The organism is Leeuwenhoekiella sp. CH_XMU1409-2, from assembly GCF_037029365.1.
GTDB classification, from domain to species: Bacteria; Bacteroidota; Bacteroidia; order Flavobacteriales; family Flavobacteriaceae; genus Leeuwenhoekiella; species Leeuwenhoekiella blandensis.
Window position 1 is genome coordinate 127,674 of record NZ_JAYMEI010000003.1, and the last position, 21,092, is coordinate 148,765.

Consider the following 21,092-nt stretch of genomic DNA (forward strand, 5'->3'; position numbering starts at 1 on the left):
TTTTGAATCTATTTATCTCCTTAGAATTCTGCGTTTTGAGGAAAACGTGGATAAGGAATTACGTCTCTAATATTAGTCATTCCGGTTGCGAACAACACTAAACGCTCAAAACCGAGACCAAAACCACTATGCACACAGCTACCAAAACGGCGGGTATCTAGATACCACCACAGTTCTTCTTCGGGGATGTCTAGCGCTGCCATTTTTTCTTGCAACACTTCTAAACGCTCTTCTCGCTGTGAACCTCCTACGATCTCACCAATTCCTGGGAAGAGAATATCCATAGCGCGTACGGTTTTACCGTCTTCATTGAGACGCATATAAAACGCTTTGATATTTGCCGGATAATCAAATAAGATCACCGGGCACTTAAAGTGCTTCTCTACAAGAAAACGCTCGTGCTCACTTTGCAAGTCGGCACCCCATGCTTCAATAGGATATTTAAATTTTTTCTTTTTATTTGGTTTTGAATTCTTAAGAATTTCGATTGCCTCTGTGTAGCTCACGCGCTTAAAGTTATTCTCTAAAACAAACTTTAATTTCTCACGTAAAGGCATTGGTGCACGCTCTGCTTCGGGCTTGCTTTTATCTTCCTGAATCAATCGGTTTTCTAAAAACTCCAGATCATCCTGGCAATTATCCATCACAAACTGAATCACGTATTTGATAAAGTCCTCTGCCAGATCCATATTCATATCCAGGTCGCAAAACGCAACTTCCGGCTCGATCATCCAGAATTCTGCCAGGTGACGGCTTGTGTTTGAATTTTCAGCTCTAAAGGTTGGTCCAAAGGTGTAAATCTGTCCCAGACCTAACGCATAGGTTTCTCCTTCTAACTGACCAGAAACCGTCAAATTGGTTTCCTTTCCGAAGAAATCCTTTTTATAATCAATGTTTCCGTCTTCATCCTTCGGCGGATTTTTCATGTCTAAAGCCGTTACTTTAAACATTTCACCCGCACCTTCTGCATCACTACCGGTTACAATCGGAGTATTTACATAATAAAAACCTTCTTTCTGAAAGTATTGATGCACGGCAAAACTCAATTGCGAACGCAAACGCATCACTGCTCCAAAGGTATTGGTACGTACGCGCAAATGGGCCTGCTCGCGCAACTTCTCTAACGTATGACGCTTAGGCGACAAGATGGTTTTCTTTACCTCTTCAGGATCTGCATCCCCAAGAATTTTAATTTCCTTAGCTTCAACTTCAACAGCTTGACCACCACCTTGACTTTCGATAAGATTTCCGGTCACGGCAATCGCAGCACCTACGGTAATACGTTTTAAAAGCTCAGGATCTGTATTTTCAAAATCAACTACACACTGTAAATTATTAAGCGTAGAACCATCATTTAGCGCAATAAAACGGTTGGCTCTAAACGACCTCACCCATCCTTTTACGGTAAGTTCGTGCCCCTTGGGCTCTTCTTTTAAAATGTGTACAATTGTTTTTCTCATAGTTATAGAATCAAAACGTCGCTAGACGTGATTTGCTTAGTTCTGTAATTAATCGTGATAAGCGACAAAGATAAATTTTACATCAGACTGGCACAAAACTGGCTAAAAATTTAAACAGAATTATTCTTTATCTAATTCTGCAAGCACTTCTTCATCTTCCACTTCGTCCAGAATCTGGATCGCCGGCTTTTTAAAGTCTTCTTTATTGGCAATATTTCGCTCTAGCGAAAGCAACAAAGAAGGAAGCAATAACAAGTTAGATAACATCGCAAAGATCAAGGTTACCGAAACCAGGCCTCCTAAGGCAACGGTACCACCGAAGCTACTGATCATAAATACCGAAAATCCAAAGAACAAGACGATAGAAGTATAAAACATACTCACGCCGGCTTCTTTTACCGAAGCATACACCGAACGCTTGATCTTCCACCCGCTACTTTTAAGTTCCTGACGGTATTTGGCCAAAAAGTGAATTGTATCATCTACCGAAATCCCAAAAGCAATACTAAATACCAAAATAGTTGAAGGTTTTATAGGCACGCCCAAAAAGCCCATCAATCCGGCGGTGATCAACAACGGCAGTAAATTTGGGATCAAAGAAACCAAGATCATTTTAAACGACCGGAACATAAAGGCCATAAATATGGAGATCAATAAAATGGCCAGCGACAAACTGATGATCAGGTTATTGATCAAATAATTGGTCCCTTTTTGAAAAACTAAAGCCTTTCCTGTCAAGGTAACGTCAAACTTATCTTCAGGAAAAAGAATACTTATTTTGTTGTATAAATTGTCTTCTACGATTTCCATACGATCGGTACCAATATCTTGCATAAAGGTCGTCATACGTGCATATTGACCGGTAGAATCTATGTAACTGTCCAGCAGCCCGGCTTCATTAGAGAAGCTTTGTGCGTAAGGCAAAATAAAGTTGCGCTCGTTTGAAGTGGGCAATTGATAATACTGAGGATCGCCATTATAGAATGCTTGCTTTCCATATTTTACCAGATTTACAATAGAAATAGGTTTAGAAAGCTCTGGAGTTTCTGAGATGGTTGTTGCCAGCTCGTCCATACGTTTTAATGTTGGCAACTTCATCACGCCTTTAGGACGCTTGGTATCGATCAACACCTCAAGCGGCATAATCCCGTCAAACTCGCTTTCAAAGAATTTAATGTCTTTGTAAAACGTAGTTTTCTTCGGCATATCTTCAATAAGACTTCCTGAAACTTTAATCTGATAAATACCTATCATACTTGCGATAAGCAAAATCACGGTGCTGATGTAAATCGTTATACGGCGATCGCGCACCATACGCTCAATCCAGTTTACAAAACCCTCGATCCAGGTTTTACCCAAATGTTTTAAATGACGCTCTTTTGGCGGCGACATGTAGCTGTAAATAATAGGAATAATGAGTAAACTCAGTAAAAATATCGCCAGGATATTGATCGAAGCGACGATACCAAATTCCTTAAGCAGCGAACTCTGCGTCAAAATAAACGTTGCAAAACCCGAAGCAGTGGTAATGTTGGTCATCAAGGTCGCGTTACCTACTTTGGTAATCACGCGCTGAAGCGCCTTGATCTTATTCCCATGATTTTTATATTCCTGCTGGTATTTATTGATCAAAAAGATACAGTTAGGAATCCCAATCACAATAATCAATGGTGGAATTAACGCCGTAAGCACGGTAATCTCATAACCTAATAAACCAAGAAATCCAAACGCCCACATCACCCCGATCACCACGGTGATCATAGAAATAAAGGTCGCACGATAGGATCTAAAAAAGAAGAAAAAGATAAGTGAGGTTACCAGAAGTGCGCCACCTACAAACCAACCTATCTCACTTATGATCGTTGCACTGTTGAGTGTGCGTATATACGGCATCCCGCTGGTATGCACTGTGATCCCGGTCTCTTCTTCAAACTGATCGATCAACGGAATGAGATCTTCTACGATGAAATCTCTTCGCGCGGCGGTATTTACGATATCCTTTTTAAGGTAAACGGCACTGCGTATGGTACCCGTCTCCTTGTTATAGATCAAGCCCTCATAAAACGGCAAGTCTTTAAAAAGCTTTTTCTTTAAAGCTTCTGCCTGAACTTTAGTATTTACAGATCCTTCTACAAAAGGAACCATTTCAAAACGCTTAGGCTCCTCTTGCTTTTCAAGCAGCTTTAAATCCTTCAAAGAAACCGAAAGCGCAACCGCGTCAAAACTATTGATCGTATCGGAGAGCGCGTTCCACTTATTAAGTACTTCAGGAGTAAAAAGTGTTGAATCTTTTATTCCGAATACGATAAGGTTTCCTTCTTCTCCAAACTGATCAAGAAATTTATTGTATTCGAGATTTACTTCGTGATCATCCGGCAGCAGGTTTGCTTCGGTATAGGTGAAACGCATGTATTTCCATTGCGTTCCTAAAAACACCGTAAAACCGGCAACCAGAAAAAGAATAAAGAGTCTGTTGCGTAAAATGAGGCGTGCTACACCGTTCCAAAATCCGTAACCCAAAAGCTTGGTCATCGTCCTAATTTAAGAGGCGCAAAGATACTCATTTAAGAGCGAATAGCCTTTGCTATAAATCAAAAACAAAACCTACAAAGCAGTCAAGGCATTGACTTGAAGATTTCTATGGAATTTCTACCTAAAAATGAAGCTACAACTGAAGGTTGAAGGTAAACTTGAAGGCGATATTATCGGCAAAACTTGGCAAATGATAAGCCCCGTAGCGATAAGTTAAACTTGTTCCAAAACCAAAGAGGATCTTGTTGATCTCAAAACCGCTTTCCATAAAGCCTTTATCAAGTTTATTAAAACTCACCTCTTGATGGCGCTCGATATCAGAAATATCACCAATAGCATATCGCGTGATGAACACCATTTCTGGCTTGAATTTTTCACCTAAATTAAACGGTCGCAAATGATGCTTGATTTGTAAAGAGGCTATTCGGTCTGAAAAAAACTCTCCAAAATACATCGTCTCAAAACTATTGACACCCGCAACCGAAAAACGCTGCATTATGGTTTCTTTGGTTGGTGCATTGGGATACGCATGAAAAAGATGGGTAAGCGGCACATCGCCAAACGCCATTTTTCCTTCTACTAAAAACTCGGTGGTAGATTTATTGAGTCGTTCTACCTGATAATAGAATTTTGCACCCACGCGCGTAAAATCAAAATCGCCGTTGAACAAACCCGAAATTCCTTTAGATACCTGCGCGGTCACTTTAGGATAGCCATCATAGATCTCAACGGTTCCTTTTTCTGAGCGCATAAACTTACTCGACGGACTCCAACGGATTCCAAAAGTAGCTTCGGTAATGTCATATTCACTGTACGACTCGTCTCCCAGCACAAAACGATAGGCATCCGTTTGCAGTACATTGGTTTTAGCAAATTGAAATTCTGAAAGAATCTTTGGCGTGATTTGATATTCTTGATTCAGCCGATACGTTTTATAATCAAAAAACTGGGTGATGTTAACCAGACGCGGCTCAAACAAAGAATACACCCGGCGATCTGTCAAATAATTAAAGCTTCCTACTTCTTGCAAATCGTCGTTATAGGTAAAACTCAACCAGGCGCCGTGCGATTCATTCAGTAGGATCCCACCTCCTATTCCATATTTTAAAACCTGATCTTTAAAACCATAAGCCGCATAACCTTCTAACCTAAAATTCTTTGAAAAATCAGCATTCGTAACTCCGCCTAAGCCTAACCGCAACCCTTCATAATTGTTATATTTTACGGGATAGGTAAGATCAAAATCAAAGAAATCTACCGTGTAATAGCCAATTCCAAAATTATTGATCACCGCCAGACGGCGTTCTATATTTTGGGTTTCGACAATGTTATTAAGGTAATCAAAACTATTAAGATCACGCTGAGTTAAGGCTTGCTCCCGATAGCGTTTCCAGAATGTTTCAGGCTTTTTATCGGCATCTTCCATCACCTCGATTGCCAGATTGGGATGCTCCAACTTTTCTTTTTCTGAAAGATCAAAGTTGGCATTATACGAAGTAGAAAGTAAGTAACGCCCCTCTATCGCTTCTTTTACCGGATTATTCTCAATCGTCCCTACGGAAACTTTTCCTCTAAAAAGTGACAACCGCTTTGAGGTTTCACCCTTTTCAATATATAATTTACTACTAAGCGGAAGGTAAACCTCTTCCTCTGGCAGGTATTTATAATACTGCTCGATGCGTGCTACCAGCTCATCATCTATGCCTATGTGCACTTTTTGAATCGCCAGAGTTTGAGTATCGAGATACAATATCCCTACAAGTCCGGGAATCGTTTGTGGCCGCTTAGGCTGAAAAGCAATTGCCAAACTCTTTCGATCTAAAATGGTCGTATCACCGACAAACTGATAGTTATAATTTTTAAGTCCGCGAGAAGATAAAGGCCCTGCATATCGATAATTGAAGATCACAAAATCCTCGTCATAGAAGGAACGTGACTGAAGCGTGATCCCTAAAGTCTCATACCGCGGTTCGTCAAAGCCCGCCATATTAAAACCAAGCACTTCTTCTTTAAATCCGTGATGAGCATTAAATGTATTTTTTGAAACTTTCTCGGTAAAAAAGGAATGCGCATTGGTCTCACGCTCTAGCGAGTCTGTGATAATGGTTTTCTCGTAGGTGGTATAGCTAAAATGATCAAGACGTTCCTGCGGATTATTTTTAGCAGCATTGCTTATTGCCAATTGCATCAGCGAATCTACATCTATGGTATTTTGCTGTCCAAATAAAGAATTTGAAAGCGCAAAAAGCAAAAACAAACAGAAAATAAGCGGTTTAGCCATTATCAATCAAGAACTTAAAATTAAAAATACTATAAAAAAAGCGACCCGAGGGTCGCTCTTAATAAGAGTTTAACGTCTGTTAGACCGTAAGTATTTCCTTTTCTTTAACTGCTAGAAGTTCATCTATCCTCTTGATGTATTTATCGGTTAGATCTTGCACGTCTACCTCTGCGTTACTGCAAATATCTTCAGCAAGACCATCCTTCTCTAATTTCTTAATATCGTTGTTGGCATTTTTGCGATCGTTACGCACGCCTACTTTTGCATCTTCAGCTTCAGCTTTAGCCTGCTTAACCAAATCTCTACGACGTTCCTCGGTAAGTGGCGGCACATTGATGATCACGCTTTCTCCATTATTCATTGGGTTGAAACCAAGATTAGCATTCATAATCGCTTTTTCGATCTCTTGAATCATCGATTTTTCCCAAGGTTGAATAGAAATAGTTCTCCCGTCTGGAGTGTTTACGTTTGCCACCTGTGCCAATGGCGTTTGACTACCGTAGTAATCAACCATCACACTACCTAACATTGAAGGGCTCGCCTTACCTGCGCGAATGTTTGCAAACTGTTTTTTCAAATGATTTACGGCATTTTGCATCGCTTCTTCGGTGCCGTCTAATATAAATTGAATGTCTTCGTTCATAGCCTTATTAATTCATTGATTTTTTTCAAACCAACCAAAAATACTAAATTATAAATTTACGGTAGTACCTATATTTTCACCATCTACAACCTTGAGTAAATTACCCTGTTTGTTCATGTCAAAAACAATGATAGGCAACTCGTTTTCCTGGCTCAACGTAAATGCAGTGGTATCCATAACCTTCAAACCTTTTTGAAGCACATCTTCAAAGCTTATAAAATCAAACTTAACAGCTTTCTCGTCCTTTTCAGGGTCACTGGTATAAATACCATCTACACGGGTTCCTTTAAGGATCACATCGGCGTGTATTTCAATAGCGCGTAAAACTGCAGCTGAATCAGTAGTGAAATACGGATTCCCGGTTCCTCCGCCAAAGATCACTACACGACCTTTCTCAAGATGTCGAATGGCTCTGCGGCGGATGAAAGGTTCTGCAACTTCATTGATCTTTACTGCACTTTGTAACCGGGTTTGAATACCTGCTTCTTCAAGCGCACTTTGCAATGCGAGGCCGTTGATCACGGTTGCCAACATCCCCATATGATCGCCTTGTACGCGATCCATACCACGGCTGGCCCCGGCAACACCTCTAAAGATATTTCCGCCACCAATAACAATAGCAACCTGCACCCCTTTATCAAGCACTTGCTTTATTTCTTCTGCGTACTCTGCCAGTCTATCAGGATCTATACCATACTGGCGTTTTCCCATTAATGCTTCACCTGATAATTTTAAAAGAATGCGTTTGTATTGCATGGCGTAGATAAGTTTTTGACAAATATAAGGTTAAATTGGTTTGTGGTAAAAGGGGAAAATACCTGTGTAGCTTATTTAAAAAAACAACTACTTTTAAAGTATTCTCTACAGCTTAATTTGCAATTACTTTAAACACTCATTATGATGAAAAAAAATTACGTTCAAAGTTTAAGTTTTATTTTACTGGCTTGCATAAGCTTATGGCTCTTTCAAAGCTGTGAAAGGGACGACACATCGTATCCTTTGCAACTTGAACAAAAGGAGATAAAAACCGTTTCTCCTAAAAATGCCAGTGCCTATCTCAATGGTTTCAGGGAATCTAAATCTAAACATTCAGGTAACTATATAGTAGGTATTGCTGATACCGTCTTGATGGAGGATATCTCAAATACTTCTGAAAAACTTGCAGTAATTCCGGCTATGACCGTTCACCGCAATTTAAAAAGCAGAATTCTTCTTTTGGAGATAGACGGAAAAGTTGAAAGTGTAGTTTTTAGCACACACGCTTATGACAGCTCAACAGCGGAGTTGTTCTCTGGCGAAATTTTGATCACAGATCTGGAAGGGAATTTTATTGACGCTTTTGAAATTATATCGGGAAAAATCAATGTTCAATATCTCAAAAGTAAAGCAGACAGCACTAAAGCATTACAGTCTAAAGGAATTGTAGATGATGAGAATGATGATTGTGGCGATGGGTGTCCATTTTCTGTTTGTAGTTGGTGTGGTGAACTTGAAGAAGTCGTTATTACATCTACACCATCTTCTGATAATTACACCTTATCTATTGACTGGCTTTACTCTCAAGGATCTAATGGCACTACTGATGCTGCTTGTGAAGTAGGCTGCGATAATTATTGGAGTTTTGGAGACAATAATGAAGGTGGTGGGGGTTTTAATTGTTACATCCCCGGGGATTTAAACGGCGATTGCGTTGTAAACGATGAGGATAAGTATTTTTGGCCCTATGCCGATTGCTCAAGCTGGGAATACGCAATTCAAAACGGAGTACGAGCAGCAGCAGTTAAAGGTGTAAAAGATGCTTGGGCTACAGATCTAGGTCATGGTAATATAAAATTAACAGGTGCCTATTTCGGAATAACACTGTATTTTACCATGCCTAGATATGGATTTACAAATGGAAGGGCAGCAACTGAAACGGCTAAGGTTGTAACTGAAGTTGGTCTAGAAATGGGTAAATGGTTAACACAACCTGCTAATCACGGAGTAAGTGATTTACAGGTGGAAATCAAATATTATGAAATGCTACAGACCGGAATGAAAAAAATAGGAGGTACAGTTTCAAAAAATGACCTATACAATTTAGCGATAGAAAACCCTACCCAATACAAAGTGAATTTATTAACCGAAACAAATTGCGACTAAATATATGATTGCTTTTTTATTATTCGTTTTCAATATGTCAATACAAAATCCACAAGGCCTAATAGGAAAACACATCAGTGTCCTGCCCGACTATGAACAATTGGAAAATTATGAAGCCAATAATGAATTAGAAACAAGGGTTTATTATTCAAAAACAAACCTTAGCTTTTTTGAGGAAGAAATCAATTCGATATCTATAAAAACTGATAAAAATGACCTTATCATTGAAGTAAGTTTCTCGATTTACCAAATACTTGACAACCCCAATTATTTGGGTGTTTTCAATAAAGAGTTTGGTAAACCTGATGCTTGTTTTTGTTTTGATGAACTCAAAAAATCATCGGAACATCGTTCTGCTGAAGGTGTTGTCGTCGGGAGTAAAATATTTTCAACTAAAACATGTGATTGCAATGCTGATGATTTGATTTATTCCGTCTGGAAATTAAAAGATAATTTGTATTTACAAGTGACACACCCCTTTACTGAATATGCTACATTTCCTAGATTAAGTATAAAAATTTCTCAAACCAACGGTCTATTAGAAGTTGAATAGTCTTTTACAATGACCAGATATACTAAAAATACGCGCCAATAAAAAAAGGCTGCCAATGGGCAGCCTTTTAAATTTTTTGAGTGGATAAAATCTTAAGCTAAGCTTACACGTTTAAATCCTACTACTCTTGCAGCACCTTTGCTCTCTACATATTTAGCAACGTTCAAGCTTTCATCCATGATGAATACCTGATCTAGTAATGCTTTCTCATTATCTAGCGTAGTATTGTCTGAAACGAAACGCTCTAATTTACCAGGAACGATACGATCCCAGATTTTTTCTGGCTTTCCTTCAGCTTTAAGCTCTGCTTTGATATCTTCTTCTGCCTTAGCCATAACTTCTGGAGTTAATTGAGACATAGAGATGTATTGTGGTACGTTCTTTTGGGTTTTACCTAAACGACCTAACTCGATATTTTCTTTTTCGATCTCAGCGATACGCGCTTCAGTTTCTGAAGCAACAAATTCTGGATCAAAATCTTTGTAAGATAACGTAGTTGCTCCCATAGAAGCTACCTGCATAGAAACCGCTTTAGCAACTTCTTCAGCGTTATCTGTAGCTTCAGATAAACCAGTTAAAGCACCAATTTTGTTACCGTGTACATAAGCACCGATGAATGCTGCTTCTAACACTTCAAAACCACCTATTTCTAGTTTCTCACCAATAACACCGGTTTGCTCGATCAATTTTTCTTCAACAGTCATCCCTTTAAAGTCTGCTGCTAAGAATGCTTCTTTTGAGTCAAAGTTGATTGCGATATCTCCAAGTTCGTTTGCTAACTCTACGTAAGAATCATTTTTAGCAACGAAATCGGTCTCACAGTTTAATGAAAACACAACACCTCTGGTATTTGCATCATTAATTTTTGCAATTACAACTCCTTCACTAGAGTCGCGATCTGCTCTTTTTTCTGCAACTTTTTGTCCTTTTTTACGAAGAACTTCAATTGCTTTGTCAAAATCACCTTCAGCTTCTACGAGTGCATTTTTACAATCCATCATACCAGCTCCGGTAGCCTTTCTCAGTTTATTTACATCTGCGGCTGTTATTTTTGCCATTTTAAATACGTTTTATGAGTTAAAACAAAAGTCGTTTAGTTTAGTGCAAAATTGCAGTATACTAAACGACTTTACTTATTATCAAATTGTTAAATACTATTCTTCTTCGTCGTTAGCTACAGCTTTAGCTTTTGCCTTAGCAGGCTTAGCCGCTTTATCTTTCTTACCTTCTGCAGATTTTTCTTTACCTGCTTTACGCTCAGAAAGACCTTCTACGATAGCATCAGCAACGTTAGAAATGATTTTCTCAATAGATTTTGAAGCGTCATCATTAGATGGGATAGCATAATCAACCTGACGTGGATCAGAGTTGGTATCAACCATCGCAAAGATTGGAATGTTTAATTTTTGAGCTTCTTTAATCGCAATGTGTTCACGCTTGATGTCAACTACAAATAAAGCACCCGGAAGACGTGTCATATCCTCGATAGAACCTAAGTTCTTCTCAAGCTTCTCACGCATACGGTTCATTTGTAATTGCTCTTTTTTAGACAAGCTATCAAAACGACCGTCTTGTTTCATACGATCTACAGTTTGCATTTTCTTAACCGCTTTACGTATAGTTACGAAGTTGGTTAACATACCTCCAGGCCAACGCTCTGTGATGTAAGGCATTTTTGCACGAGTTGCTTGCTCAGCAACAATTTCTTTAGCTTGTTTTTTGGTAGCTACAAAAAGTATTTTTCTACCTGAAGCTGCAATTTTACTCAAAGCTTCTGAAGCTTCGTTAAGTTTTGCAGCAGTTTTGTATAGATTGATGATGTGGATACCATTGCGCTCCATGTAGATGTAAGGCGCCATGTTTGGATCCCATCTTCTGGTAAGGTGACCAAAGTGTACACCTGCATCCAGTAAATCCTTTACATTTTCTGTTTTTGCCATTTTGACTTTAGTTTACGTTCCCGTTGTAGTAGCAATATGCAAGTGGTCTTCTAGTGAATCGCCAAGCACATTTAGATGCTAAACTAATTTCCTGATCACTCAGGACAACGACTTAATTTTTAATTAATTTCTTTTCGCTTTCAAAAACTGAATGAAAAATAAATTCCATAAAGATTGAAACACGATTCTTGTTAACGTTTTGAGAATTGGAATTTCTTACGCGCTTTCTTCTGACCGAATTTCTTACGCTCTACCATTCTTGGATCTCTTGTTAACAAACCTTCAGGCTTAAGGATAAGTCTGTTTTCTGCGTCTACTTCGCACATCGCTCTAGAAAGAGCTAGACGTACAGCTTCTGCCTGACCTGTGATACCACCACCATATACATTTACTTTTACGTCAAAGTTTTTGTCGTTTTCAGTCATTACTAATGGCTGATTAACTTTGTACTGTAAAGTTCCTGTAGTGAAGTAGTTATTAAGCTCACGCTTATTAACGGTAATATTACCAGAACCAGGAGCTAAATAAACACGAGCAACGGCGGTCTTTCTACGACCAATTTTGTGAATTACTTCCATTTACTTGAGTTCGTTAATGTTAATTGCTTTAGGTTTTTGCGCTTCCTGCCCGTGTTCTGCACCGGCATAAACCTTTAAATTGCGATAGATCGCACTACCTAATTTGTTTTTAGGCAACATTCCTTTTACTGCATTCTCAACAAGACGCGCAGGGTCTTTGCTGTACAATTCTTTTGCAGTAAGGCTTCTTTGACCACCAGGATAACCCGTATGACGGATGTAAGACTTCGCGTCCCACTTTTTACCTGTTAAGTTGATTTTAGAGGCGTTGATAACAACAACATTGTCTCCGCAATCAACGTGTGGTGTGTAGTTAGGCTTGTACTTCCCGCGCAACAATTTTGCCACGATGGTAGACATACGACCTAACGTTTGTCCTTCAGCATCAACAACAACCCACTCTTTGTTTACGGTGTTTTTGTTGGCAGATACTGTTTTGTAACTTAATGTGTCCACACTGTTTTATTTAATTATTAAACATTCCATTTCCTGCCTTCAAGCACTCGCGCGTGAAAACAGGGGTGCAAATGTACAATTATATATTTATATAGCAAACGGTGGTTTACGAATAATTTTTAGCCTTAACATTCAGCTAGATAAGCGCTTAAGGAAGCCGTACTGAAAACTCTGGTTAACGTTCATTCGTATCGGACTCACCCCTCCTTAAACATGCTTGTTTCTATTTAAGTAAATCTTTAAAGGTTTCTCTCTTAAATCTGGATTTTAAGTCAAACAAAGCAACTGTCTCAATACTTATTTTCATCAAACACTTGCGCTTTTATAAGACCTCCTATTATAAAAAGCTTAAAATCAACACATCTGGTAGTTTTTTGAATTATCAACAATTACAAAGACTCTAATTATCTATCTCACAAATAAGCCAACACAAAAAAGTGGTTATTTGTGAAATTGTCAATTTCCATAGGATAACTACACTCATAAAAACTTGATTATCAACATGTAAAATACCCTTTATTAGGTATTTCTTAACAAAAAAGCACCTTCTACTTTTGAAAGAGAATCAACTACTCACTTAAAAAACAGACCGTGAAAAAACTATTATTAACCTTGCTGCTATGCATCCCGCTATTTACTAATGCTCAAATGAGTATAGCCTTATTAGACCCTAGCGCTTCTGAATTTGAACCCCGGTATGCATTAGCAATAAATGGGTCGAGCTTAGGAGGTGGATTAGAAGTTGCCCGCTCCATTTCTGAAAAATTCAATCTTAGAATACGCGCTAATAGCTTTAATTTTAAAAATCTAGACTATTCTGTAGACATTGGCAATACAGGTACATTAGACCTTAGTGGGAATGCCCGTATGTTAGAGACAGACTTGTCTTTAGAATTTCTTCCTTTTAAAAAAGCCAGTTTCAAACTTGTAGGTGGACTAGGCTATTTTTTTAATGCGCTCGGCTCGGTAAATGCCTTATACGCCCAGCCTGTAAATTTTGGTCAAATTACAATCACACCTGACCAGTTTGGCACCGCTGACCTCAAACTGGATTACAGTGGTCTATCTCCATATCTGGGTTTAGGATTTGGGAGAGCTGTACCTAAAAACCGAGTTGGCTTAAGCGTTGAGCTAGGCACATTTTATTTATCTGAGCCGGACCTCATTATAGATGCTACAAAAATGTTATCGCCTCTTGCCGATCAAGCACCCAGCATAGAACTAAACATCTCCGACTATCGCTGGTATCCATTTTTAAACTTAAAACTTGCTGTAAAAATTTAAATCATGAAGTACATTAAACTACTCTTACTCACTCTCACTCTAAGTCATATCATCTCTTCTTGTGAAAAATCACCCGAGGAAATTTTTGATGATATCACAGTTACCATCAATCCTGATTTTATAGAATATTCTTTACAGATTCAATTTATTGATGCTGCTGACCCTGCAAAAACAATTGAAGACCTCTCAATTACTATTTTAGGTGCTAATAAAGACGCTATTTTAGAATCTTCTGGAGAACAAAACTTTCAAGTAATTGACGGCAGAACGTTTCTAACCCTAAAACCTGAGCTCGCTCCCAGTGGACCTGATGCACAAATATTCTTCCAAATTCTAGCTGAAGCACCGGGATACTTACCCGTAAACACTGACGCATTTTTTGATTATGACGAAAAAGATAAAAACCTAATCGTTACTATGATCAATACCGAAAATCCGCCAGAAGGTGTTGGATATATAAGCACACAGGTTACATTAGAAGGAAACGCGCTACCTGAAGATTTTGACCTTACTCTTGATCCAGGTAGCTCTAAAGCAACTGGCGCCACACTTGTACTTGAAGAAGGCACTCAATTTAAGGATGCATCCGGATCTGTGCTTTCAGGCAGTAATCTACAAATACAACTCACCCATTTTGATCCTTTTGGAGATGCAGCTTTAAATGCTTATCCCGGTGGTTTTACTCCCGAATCAGTCATAGGGCCAAGCGGATCATCAGAAGATATCGTTTTTGATACCGCCGGTTTTGCATCAATCAATATGCAGGTGGACGGAACCAAAGTCAAAGAATTTACAAAGCCTTTAAAAATTATAATGGACATAGACGAGGAACTGAATATGTTCAACACAGACACACCTCTTAAAACCGGAGACCAAATCCCTGTATGGAGTTATGAGATTGAAGATAACACTTGGCAATTTGAAAAGAACACTACAATACAGGAGGATTCAGGAAAATTAAGCGCAACATTCACTACTACGCATTTATCGTGGTATAATCTTGATTTTTATGGAAGCAGATGTAGATATGCAAATCCTATCAAAATAAATGCTCCTAATCTTTCTAGCACGTATTTTTATATCGAATTAGTCTCTCCATACACTCAGCGTACCATAAAAGCAAGATCAGTATATTTGAGAGATGGACAGAATCTTAACTTTAGGAATTGTCCCAATTTCCCAGTTATTTATAAGGTTTACTCACGAAACGGATGGTACAACAAAGGGGACCTCTTATTTGAAAGTGATGCCACCAATTTATGTGCACAAGAGCTTACCATAACTATTCCTCCGGAATCAATTCCTACTCCAGTAAGCATCGATCTCACCTTCACCTGCAGTGATAAAAACTTTGCGATTAAACCTTCCTATGGGTTTTATTACAAAGAGGTGGGGACACGGTACTGGAACTACGCTTATATGACTAATGGGAAAGCATCAAGTTCACTTATCAAAAAAGGAGATGTCGTTGAGTTTTGGATCTATATTGCAGGGCGCGTTGTGCGCTTTGAGCAAACAGTTGGAGAAGAAAATACTATTATCAATCACGAAATAGACGCAGCAATTTGTGATCAATACCTATAAGTATTGTAGTTGTTTTATATTTGGAGTGCTTCAAATAAGTACTCCAAATTTTAAATTCTCTATATTATTTTTGTCAGACAAGGGTGAACATAAATTAAAATCTGAAGCTCAAAACATTTTCAAATATTAATTCATTTACTTCAAACTAGATATTTTATACTGTTTGCTGCTGCTGAATCATTTCTTTAAAAAGTTCCGGATCGATAAGCAAGGTGAGAACCACAACAGCCACGCTTATTACCACATACAGCACCAAGAGCAACAGTAAGAAGAAAAGCGTTCTCAAAATAATTCCCTTAATGCTTAATTGATATAGCCTTTTATAAACATAAGCATTGTAGCCAATGTAAATAAGCACCGTAAACAGTCCAAATGACAAGTAATCTCCTCCAGCAATCAAAACGGTAAGTCCTATCAGGGTGGTTACAATAGAAAGATGCGAATACGTGTATAACTGAATGATTAAATGCTCGGTATAATTATGTTTACGCAAAGTCAAAAACGCTACAAATCCCATTAAAGCAAGAAAGGGTATCGTAGCAAACATAATCAAAGGCTGGTACTCCATGGTAGAGTCTTGAATCGCCTGAGAAATAGCATTGGGGTTACCTCCTATAGCACCCATTTGCTCAACCACTTCAGGGTAAAACTTTTTAAGTACAAAGACCTGTAATCCTGAAATAGTAATCGCTATTGTAAAATAGCTGAAGGCATTAAAATATCTTTTACGCAATCCGGCTAAAAACCCATCGATCACTTTTTCCGGTCTTACAAACAAGTCTTTGAAGGTACGCAGAAAGGTATTATCAATATTGAAAACCCGTTCCCCGGCTTCTTTCACAATACGCTTTGGAGTAAACCGTTCTTCAATTTTTTTGGCACCACAAATATTACAGAAGAAGTCTTTATCAGTTAAAGGGTTCCCACAATTCAAACAAGAAGTAACAGGCGTAAACGTGACGTTTTTTTCGGGCAGCATGAGTTCTGTATTATTTTAGAAAATTATTAAAATTTCCTAACACTCACTATACTTAATTAATGCGCATCCAACCAGTTATCGCCAAGACCTACTTCCACATCAAGAGGAACATCTAGTTTGAATGCATGTTCCATTTCAGATTTTATAAGTTCCTGTACTTCCTCCAATTCTGATTTGTAAACATCAAATACCAATTCATCATGAACCTGAAGTAACATTTTGGTTCTTAATCCTTTATCCTTGAGTTTATGGTGTATTTTGATCATTGCGATTTTAATGATATCTGCAGCGCTCCCTTGAATAGGTGCATTTACCGCATTACGCTCTGCAGCACCACGTACCACAGCATTGCTACTATTAATATCTTTTAAATAACGACGACGACCTAAAACCGTAGACACATAACCATTCTCGCGTGCAAAGTCTACTTGCTCGCTCATATAATTGCGCAATTTAGGGTAGGTCTTATAATAGGTATCTATAAGCTCTTTACTTTCGCTACGGGTAAGATCGGTTTGATTGCTCAACCCAAAAGCTGAAACACCATAAATAATCCCAAAATTCACGGTTTTTGCATTACTACGTTGTTCTCGCGTCACCTCATCAATAGGCACATTAAAGACTTTTGCAGCAGTAGATGCGTGAATATCTTCTCCTTCTTGAAAGGCCTTCATCATCGTTTCTTCCTGACTCAACGCAGCGATAATGCGCAATTCAATTTGTGAGTAATCGGCAGCAAGTAGAACGTAGTCTTCATTGCGCGGCACAAAAGCCTTACGCACCTGACGCCCGCGTTCGGTACGGATAGGAATATTCTGCAAGTTTGGATTGTTTGAACTCAGTCGGCCGGTTGCTGCTACGGTCTGCATATAATCGGTGTGTACGCGGCCGGTTTTTGCATTTACCTGTGCAGGCAGCGCATCAACATAGGTACTCTTAAGCTTAGAAAGTCCGCGGTAATCAAGTACGTGCTGCACGATCTCGTGGTCTGGAGCTAAATAAGACAGCACATCTTCTGCAGTAGAATATTGCCCCGTACGGGTTTTCTTCGGTTTATCTACCAACTTTAATTTGTCAAATAAAATTTCACCCAATTGCTTTGGCGAACCAATATTGAATTCTTCTCCCGCTTCTTCATAAATGCTTTTCTCCAGCGAAGCGATATCATTATTAAGCGCTTCAGAAAGACTGCCTAAAAATTCTTGATCCAGATTGATTCCCTCTAATTCCATATCTGCTAAAACCTGCACTAACGGAATTTCGATCTCGTCAAACAGCTTTTGCGTATTGGCCTCACCCAATTCTTTTTGAAAATGCTCTTTCAGCTGAAGCGTTACATCTGCATCTTCAACGGCATATTCAGTTTGCTGATCAACAGGTACGTCGGCCATCGACTTTTGATTCTTCCCTTTTTTACCGATCAATTCTTCAATAGAAACCGGCGTGTAATTGAGATAGGTTTCTGCAAGCACGTCCATATTGTGACGCATATCAGGATTGATCAGGTAATGCGCGATCATCGTATCAAAGAGCTTCCCTTTAACCTCAACATCATATTTGGCCAACACTTTGATGTCATACTTAAGGTTTTGCCCTATTTTCTCGATTTCTTCCGCCTCAAAAAACGGACGCAGCGCTTCGATCAGTTTTTGAACTTCTTCTTTTTCTGATGGAAACGGAACATAAAATCCCTTCGTTTTTTCCCAACTAAAAGCGATCCCGACCAATTCTGCCTGCAACGGATCTAGATCTGTAGTTTCAGTATCAAAACATACCGAAGTTTGCTTCATCAAGTTTTTGATGAATAAATTCATCGCCATTCCGGGAGCTACACTTTGGTAAAAATGCTCGGTATCCTTTATGGTTTTCCGGGTATTGCGCTCTTCTATAGCAGGCTCATCACCTCCAAAAAGATTGTATTGCCCCGCTCCCGCGTTCGCTGCTTTTTCAGCAGAACTCACTAGTTTTTTGGCGGTTTCCGTTCCGCTTACTGCGGCTCCGGTATCGCTATCGGCTTCACCGGAAAATATCTTGATAAACTGATCTTTAAGCCTACGGAATTCGAGTTCGTCAAAAATCTCCTGAACTTTGTCGGCGTCCGGCTGCGAAAGTTCGTACTGCTCAGCATCAAATTTCACATCGCAGTCGGTCATTATCGTTGCCAACTTTCTGGATAGACGTCCCAGCTCGGCGTTTTCGATCACCTTCTCTTTCATCTTCCCTTTGAGCTGATCTGTATTTTCTAACAAACCTTCTAAGCCACCGTACTGTTTGATAAACTTCTTAGCCGTTTTATCTCCCACTCCCGGCAATCCCGGAATATTATCAGACGCGTCACCCATCATTCCTAAATAATCGATCACCTGTTCCGGACGCTCCACTTCAAAACGTTTTTGCACTTCAGGAATTCCCCAGATCTCGATCCCATTACCCATTCGTGCCGGTTTGTACATAAAAATATTTTCCGAAACCAGCTGTGCATAATCCTTGTCTGGCGTCACCATAAAAACCTGATAATCCTCTTTTTCTGCCTGCTTGGCCAGCGTACCGATCAAATCATCTGCTTCCACGCCTTCGATCTCAATACACGGCACGTGCATCGCTTTAAGAATCTCTTGAATAATAGGCACCGCAATACGTATCGCCTCTGGAGTTTCATCACGATTAGCCTTATAATCCTCATACATTTCAACCCGTTCAGAACTTCCACCTTTATCAAAAGCTACCGCAAGATGATCTGGCTTTTCGCGCTTGATCACATCAAAAAGCGAATTAACAAAACCCATTATTGCAGAAGTATCCTGCCCTTTTGAGTTCACTCGAGGATTTTTGATCAATGCATAATAACCGCGAAAAATCAATGCATAAGCATCTAAAAGGAATAAGCGCTTTTGAACAGCCATATTGGGAATTTTTTAATCAATAAAAGAAGTATCAAAAATAGGAATTAGTCTTATGATAAAAGTTTTTAGCCGGAGACATTTTGACAAAAACAGTACAACCTATTTTAAACCGGATTACTTATCTTTCTTAAAACTGAAACTTAAATTCTATGAGCACGCCGCAATCCTATACGGAGTTTGAAGCCACACTAGACCAAAGCAATCCGCCGTCACATTGGCCCCAAGCCTTGCAAGCGCTTTGGCACCAAACGAAAGGCAATTGGGAAGCTTCACATAATATCGCACAAGACCTACATAGTGAAATGGGAAGTTTGATTCACGCACATTTACATCGCGATGAAGGTGATGATTGGAATGCAAAATACTGGTATCGCCAAGCCGGAAGAGCTTTTCCTCAAGTTTCACTAGCCGAAGAATTAAAACAATTGGTAAACGAAGTCATCACTTAAAATAACGCCAATAAAAAACCCGCTGAACATCAGCGGGTTTTTTGCTTATCTATATCTTGTACTAATTACAATTCTAAAGCTTTAAGCACATTGTTATCCATCAATAATTCTTCAGGATTTTCTAGTGCTTCTTTAACCGCTACTAAGAATCCTACAGATTCTTTACCATCAATGATACGGTGATCGTAAGAGAGTGCCACATACATAATAGGCGCAATAGCGATTCCGCCGTCGCGTACGATAGGACGCTCTACAATGTTGTGCATTCCTAAGATCGCAGACTGAGGAGGGTTGATGATAGGTGTAGAAAGCATACTTCCAAACACACCACCGTTTGTGATGGTGAAAGTTCCACCGGTCATTTCATCAACAGTAATCTGACCATCACGCGCTCTTAGCGCCAGACGCTTCACTTCAGACTCTACACCGCGGAAACTTAAGTTTTCAGCATTTCTAATAACAGGAACCATCAATCCTTTAGGCCCAGAAACAGCAATAGAAATATCTTTAAAGTCATAAGAAACCATCTCCTTACCATCGATCATCGAGTTTACCGCCGGGTACATTTCTAAAGCACGCACACAAGCCAACGTAAAGAATGACATAAACCCAAGGCTCACCCCGTGTTTTGCTTTGAAATCTTCTTTGTACTTACTACGTAGATCAAAAATTGGCGTCATATCAACCTCGTTAAAGGTGGTAAGCATTGCAGTTTCATTCTTTACAGAAACCAAACGCTCTGCTACTTTACGACGTAACATAGACATTTTAGAACGGCTTTCTCCACGACTTCCGGTTCCCGGAGTTCCCATAGAAGGCTGCGCATTTACTGCATCTTCTTTAGTAATACGACCGTCACGACCAGTACCTTTTACATCTTTAGCATCGATTCCCTTTTCATCCAAGGTCTTTTTTGCTGCCGGAGAAGGTGATCCTGAAGCATAGGTCTTTTTATCTTGAGCTTGCTCAGGAGTGCTCGATTTTGAAGGTGCTTCTTTTTTAGGTTCGGCTTTTTCTTCTTTTTGCTCTTCTTTGTCGCCACTGCTATCGCCTTCTGGTTTTGCAGCGTCGGTATCGATTAAACAAACAACTTCGCCTACAGCAACAGCATCACCTTCTTCTGCTTTAAGCGTAATAATTCCGCTCGCTTCAGCAGGCAATTCAAGGGTTGCTTTATCACTATCAACTTCGGCAATCGCCTGATCTTTTTCTACATAATCCCCATCTTCAACAAGCCATTGGGCGATTTCAACTTCGGTGATCGATTCTCCCGGCGAAGGGACTTTCATTTCTAAAGCCATAATTCTC

Annotated in this window: 17 protein-coding genes; 5 read left to right on the forward strand and 12 right to left on the reverse strand. The window is 39.3% G+C overall.

What is annotated here, in order from left to right; all coding sequences use genetic code 11:
• Positions 1 to 20 precede the first annotated feature (20 nt).
• From asnS to pyrH, 5 genes are all read right to left on the reverse strand, one after another.
• Positions 21 to 1,460 (reverse strand): asparagine--tRNA ligase, encoded by a 1,440-nt coding sequence (asnS, locus tag WA338_RS04020; protein WP_336092167.1) that lies wholly within the window; start codon positions 1,458 to 1,460, stop codon positions 21 to 23.
• Between the two features lie 120 nt (positions 1,461 to 1,580).
• Positions 1,581 to 3,992: an efflux RND transporter permease subunit gene (locus tag WA338_RS04025; protein WP_336092170.1), complete on the reverse strand. Its 2,412-nt coding sequence runs from the start codon at positions 3,990 to 3,992 to the stop codon at positions 1,581 to 1,583.
• Between the two features lie 133 nt (positions 3,993 to 4,125).
• Entirely contained in the window at positions 4,126 to 6,273 is a 2,148-nt protein-coding gene (locus WA338_RS04030; protein WP_336092173.1) for a DUF5686 family protein, read from the reverse strand.
• Positions 6,274 to 6,352: 79 nt separating this feature from the next.
• Complete coding sequence (frr, locus tag WA338_RS04035) at positions 6,353 to 6,916, reverse strand: ribosome recycling factor (RefSeq protein WP_009781661.1); 564 nt, start codon at positions 6,914 to 6,916, stop codon at positions 6,353 to 6,355.
• A gap of 48 nt (positions 6,917 to 6,964) precedes the next feature.
• Positions 6,965 to 7,672: a UMP kinase gene (pyrH, locus tag WA338_RS04040; protein ID WP_336092177.1), complete on the reverse strand. Its 708-nt coding sequence runs from the start codon at positions 7,670 to 7,672 to the stop codon at positions 6,965 to 6,967.
• Positions 7,673 to 7,813: 141 nt separating this feature from the next.
• On the opposite strand from pyrH, the gene WA338_RS04045 reads away from it, so the two are divergent.
• Both WA338_RS04045 and WA338_RS04050 read left to right on the forward strand, forming a co-directional pair.
• Positions 7,814 to 9,058, forward strand: a complete 1,245-nt coding sequence (locus WA338_RS04045) for a hypothetical protein (protein ID WP_336092179.1) — start codon at positions 7,814 to 7,816, stop codon at positions 9,056 to 9,058.
• A gap of 34 nt (positions 9,059 to 9,092) precedes the next feature.
• The gene (locus WA338_RS04050) at positions 9,093 to 9,611 is read left to right on the forward strand and encodes a hypothetical protein (protein ID WP_336092182.1); all 519 of its coding nucleotides are present in this window, start codon (positions 9,093 to 9,095) and stop codon (positions 9,609 to 9,611) included.
• Between the two features lie 92 nt (positions 9,612 to 9,703).
• Here the strand turns inward: WA338_RS04050 and tsf are convergent, their stop codons facing one another.
• From tsf to rplM, 4 genes are all read right to left on the reverse strand, one after another.
• Positions 9,704 to 10,669 (reverse strand): translation elongation factor Ts, encoded by a 966-nt coding sequence (gene tsf, locus WA338_RS04055; RefSeq protein ID WP_336092184.1) that lies wholly within the window; start codon positions 10,667 to 10,669, stop codon positions 9,704 to 9,706.
• 96 nt (positions 10,670 to 10,765) lie between these two features.
• The gene (gene rpsB / locus WA338_RS04060; protein WP_009781672.1) at positions 10,766 to 11,551 is read right to left on the reverse strand and encodes a 30S ribosomal protein S2; all 786 of its coding nucleotides are present in this window, start codon (positions 11,549 to 11,551) and stop codon (positions 10,766 to 10,768) included.
• A 191-nt stretch (positions 11,552 to 11,742) separates the two neighbouring features.
• Entirely contained in the window at positions 11,743 to 12,129 is a 387-nt protein-coding gene (gene rpsI, locus WA338_RS04065) for a 30S ribosomal protein S9 (protein WP_009781673.1), read from the reverse strand.
• Positions 12,130 to 12,585 carry a 50S ribosomal protein L13 gene (gene rplM, locus WA338_RS04070; RefSeq protein WP_009781674.1) on the reverse strand — a complete coding sequence of 152 codons (456 nt, stop codon included), beginning with the start codon at positions 12,583 to 12,585 and terminating at the stop codon, positions 12,130 to 12,132.
• Between the two features lie 591 nt (positions 12,586 to 13,176).
• Here rplM and WA338_RS04075 point away from each other — a divergent pair.
• Complete coding sequence (locus WA338_RS04075; protein ID WP_154648969.1) at positions 13,177 to 13,869, forward strand: hypothetical protein; 693 nt, start codon at positions 13,177 to 13,179, stop codon at positions 13,867 to 13,869.
• Between the two features lie 3 nt (positions 13,870 to 13,872).
• Positions 13,873 to 15,453, forward strand: coding sequence for a hypothetical protein (locus WA338_RS04080; protein WP_273016781.1), 1,581 nt, complete (start codon positions 13,873 to 13,875; stop codon positions 15,451 to 15,453).
• A 154-nt stretch (positions 15,454 to 15,607) separates the two neighbouring features.
• Here WA338_RS04080 and WA338_RS04085 read toward each other — a convergent pair whose 3' ends face one another.
• Entirely contained in the window at positions 15,608 to 16,432 is an 825-nt protein-coding gene (locus tag WA338_RS04085) for a DUF3667 domain-containing protein (RefSeq protein WP_009781677.1), read from the reverse strand.
• A gap of 56 nt (positions 16,433 to 16,488) precedes the next feature.
• On the reverse strand, positions 16,489 to 19,335 hold the full coding sequence (gene polA, locus WA338_RS04090; RefSeq protein WP_009781678.1) for a DNA polymerase I: 2,847 nt from the start codon (positions 19,333 to 19,335) through the stop codon (positions 16,489 to 16,491).
• A 149-nt stretch (positions 19,336 to 19,484) separates the two neighbouring features.
• Between polA and WA338_RS04095 the strand changes: the two genes are divergently transcribed.
• Positions 19,485 to 19,784 carry a hypothetical protein gene (locus WA338_RS04095; protein WP_009781679.1) on the forward strand — a complete coding sequence of 100 codons (300 nt, stop codon included), beginning with the start codon at positions 19,485 to 19,487 and terminating at the stop codon, positions 19,782 to 19,784.
• 65 nt (positions 19,785 to 19,849) lie between these two features.
• On the opposite strand, the gene odhB is transcribed toward WA338_RS04095, so the two are convergent.
• Entirely contained in the window at positions 19,850 to 21,085 is a 1,236-nt protein-coding gene (odhB, locus tag WA338_RS04100; RefSeq protein WP_009781680.1) for a 2-oxoglutarate dehydrogenase complex dihydrolipoyllysine-residue succinyltransferase, read from the reverse strand.
• Positions 21,086 to 21,092 lie beyond the last annotated feature (7 nt).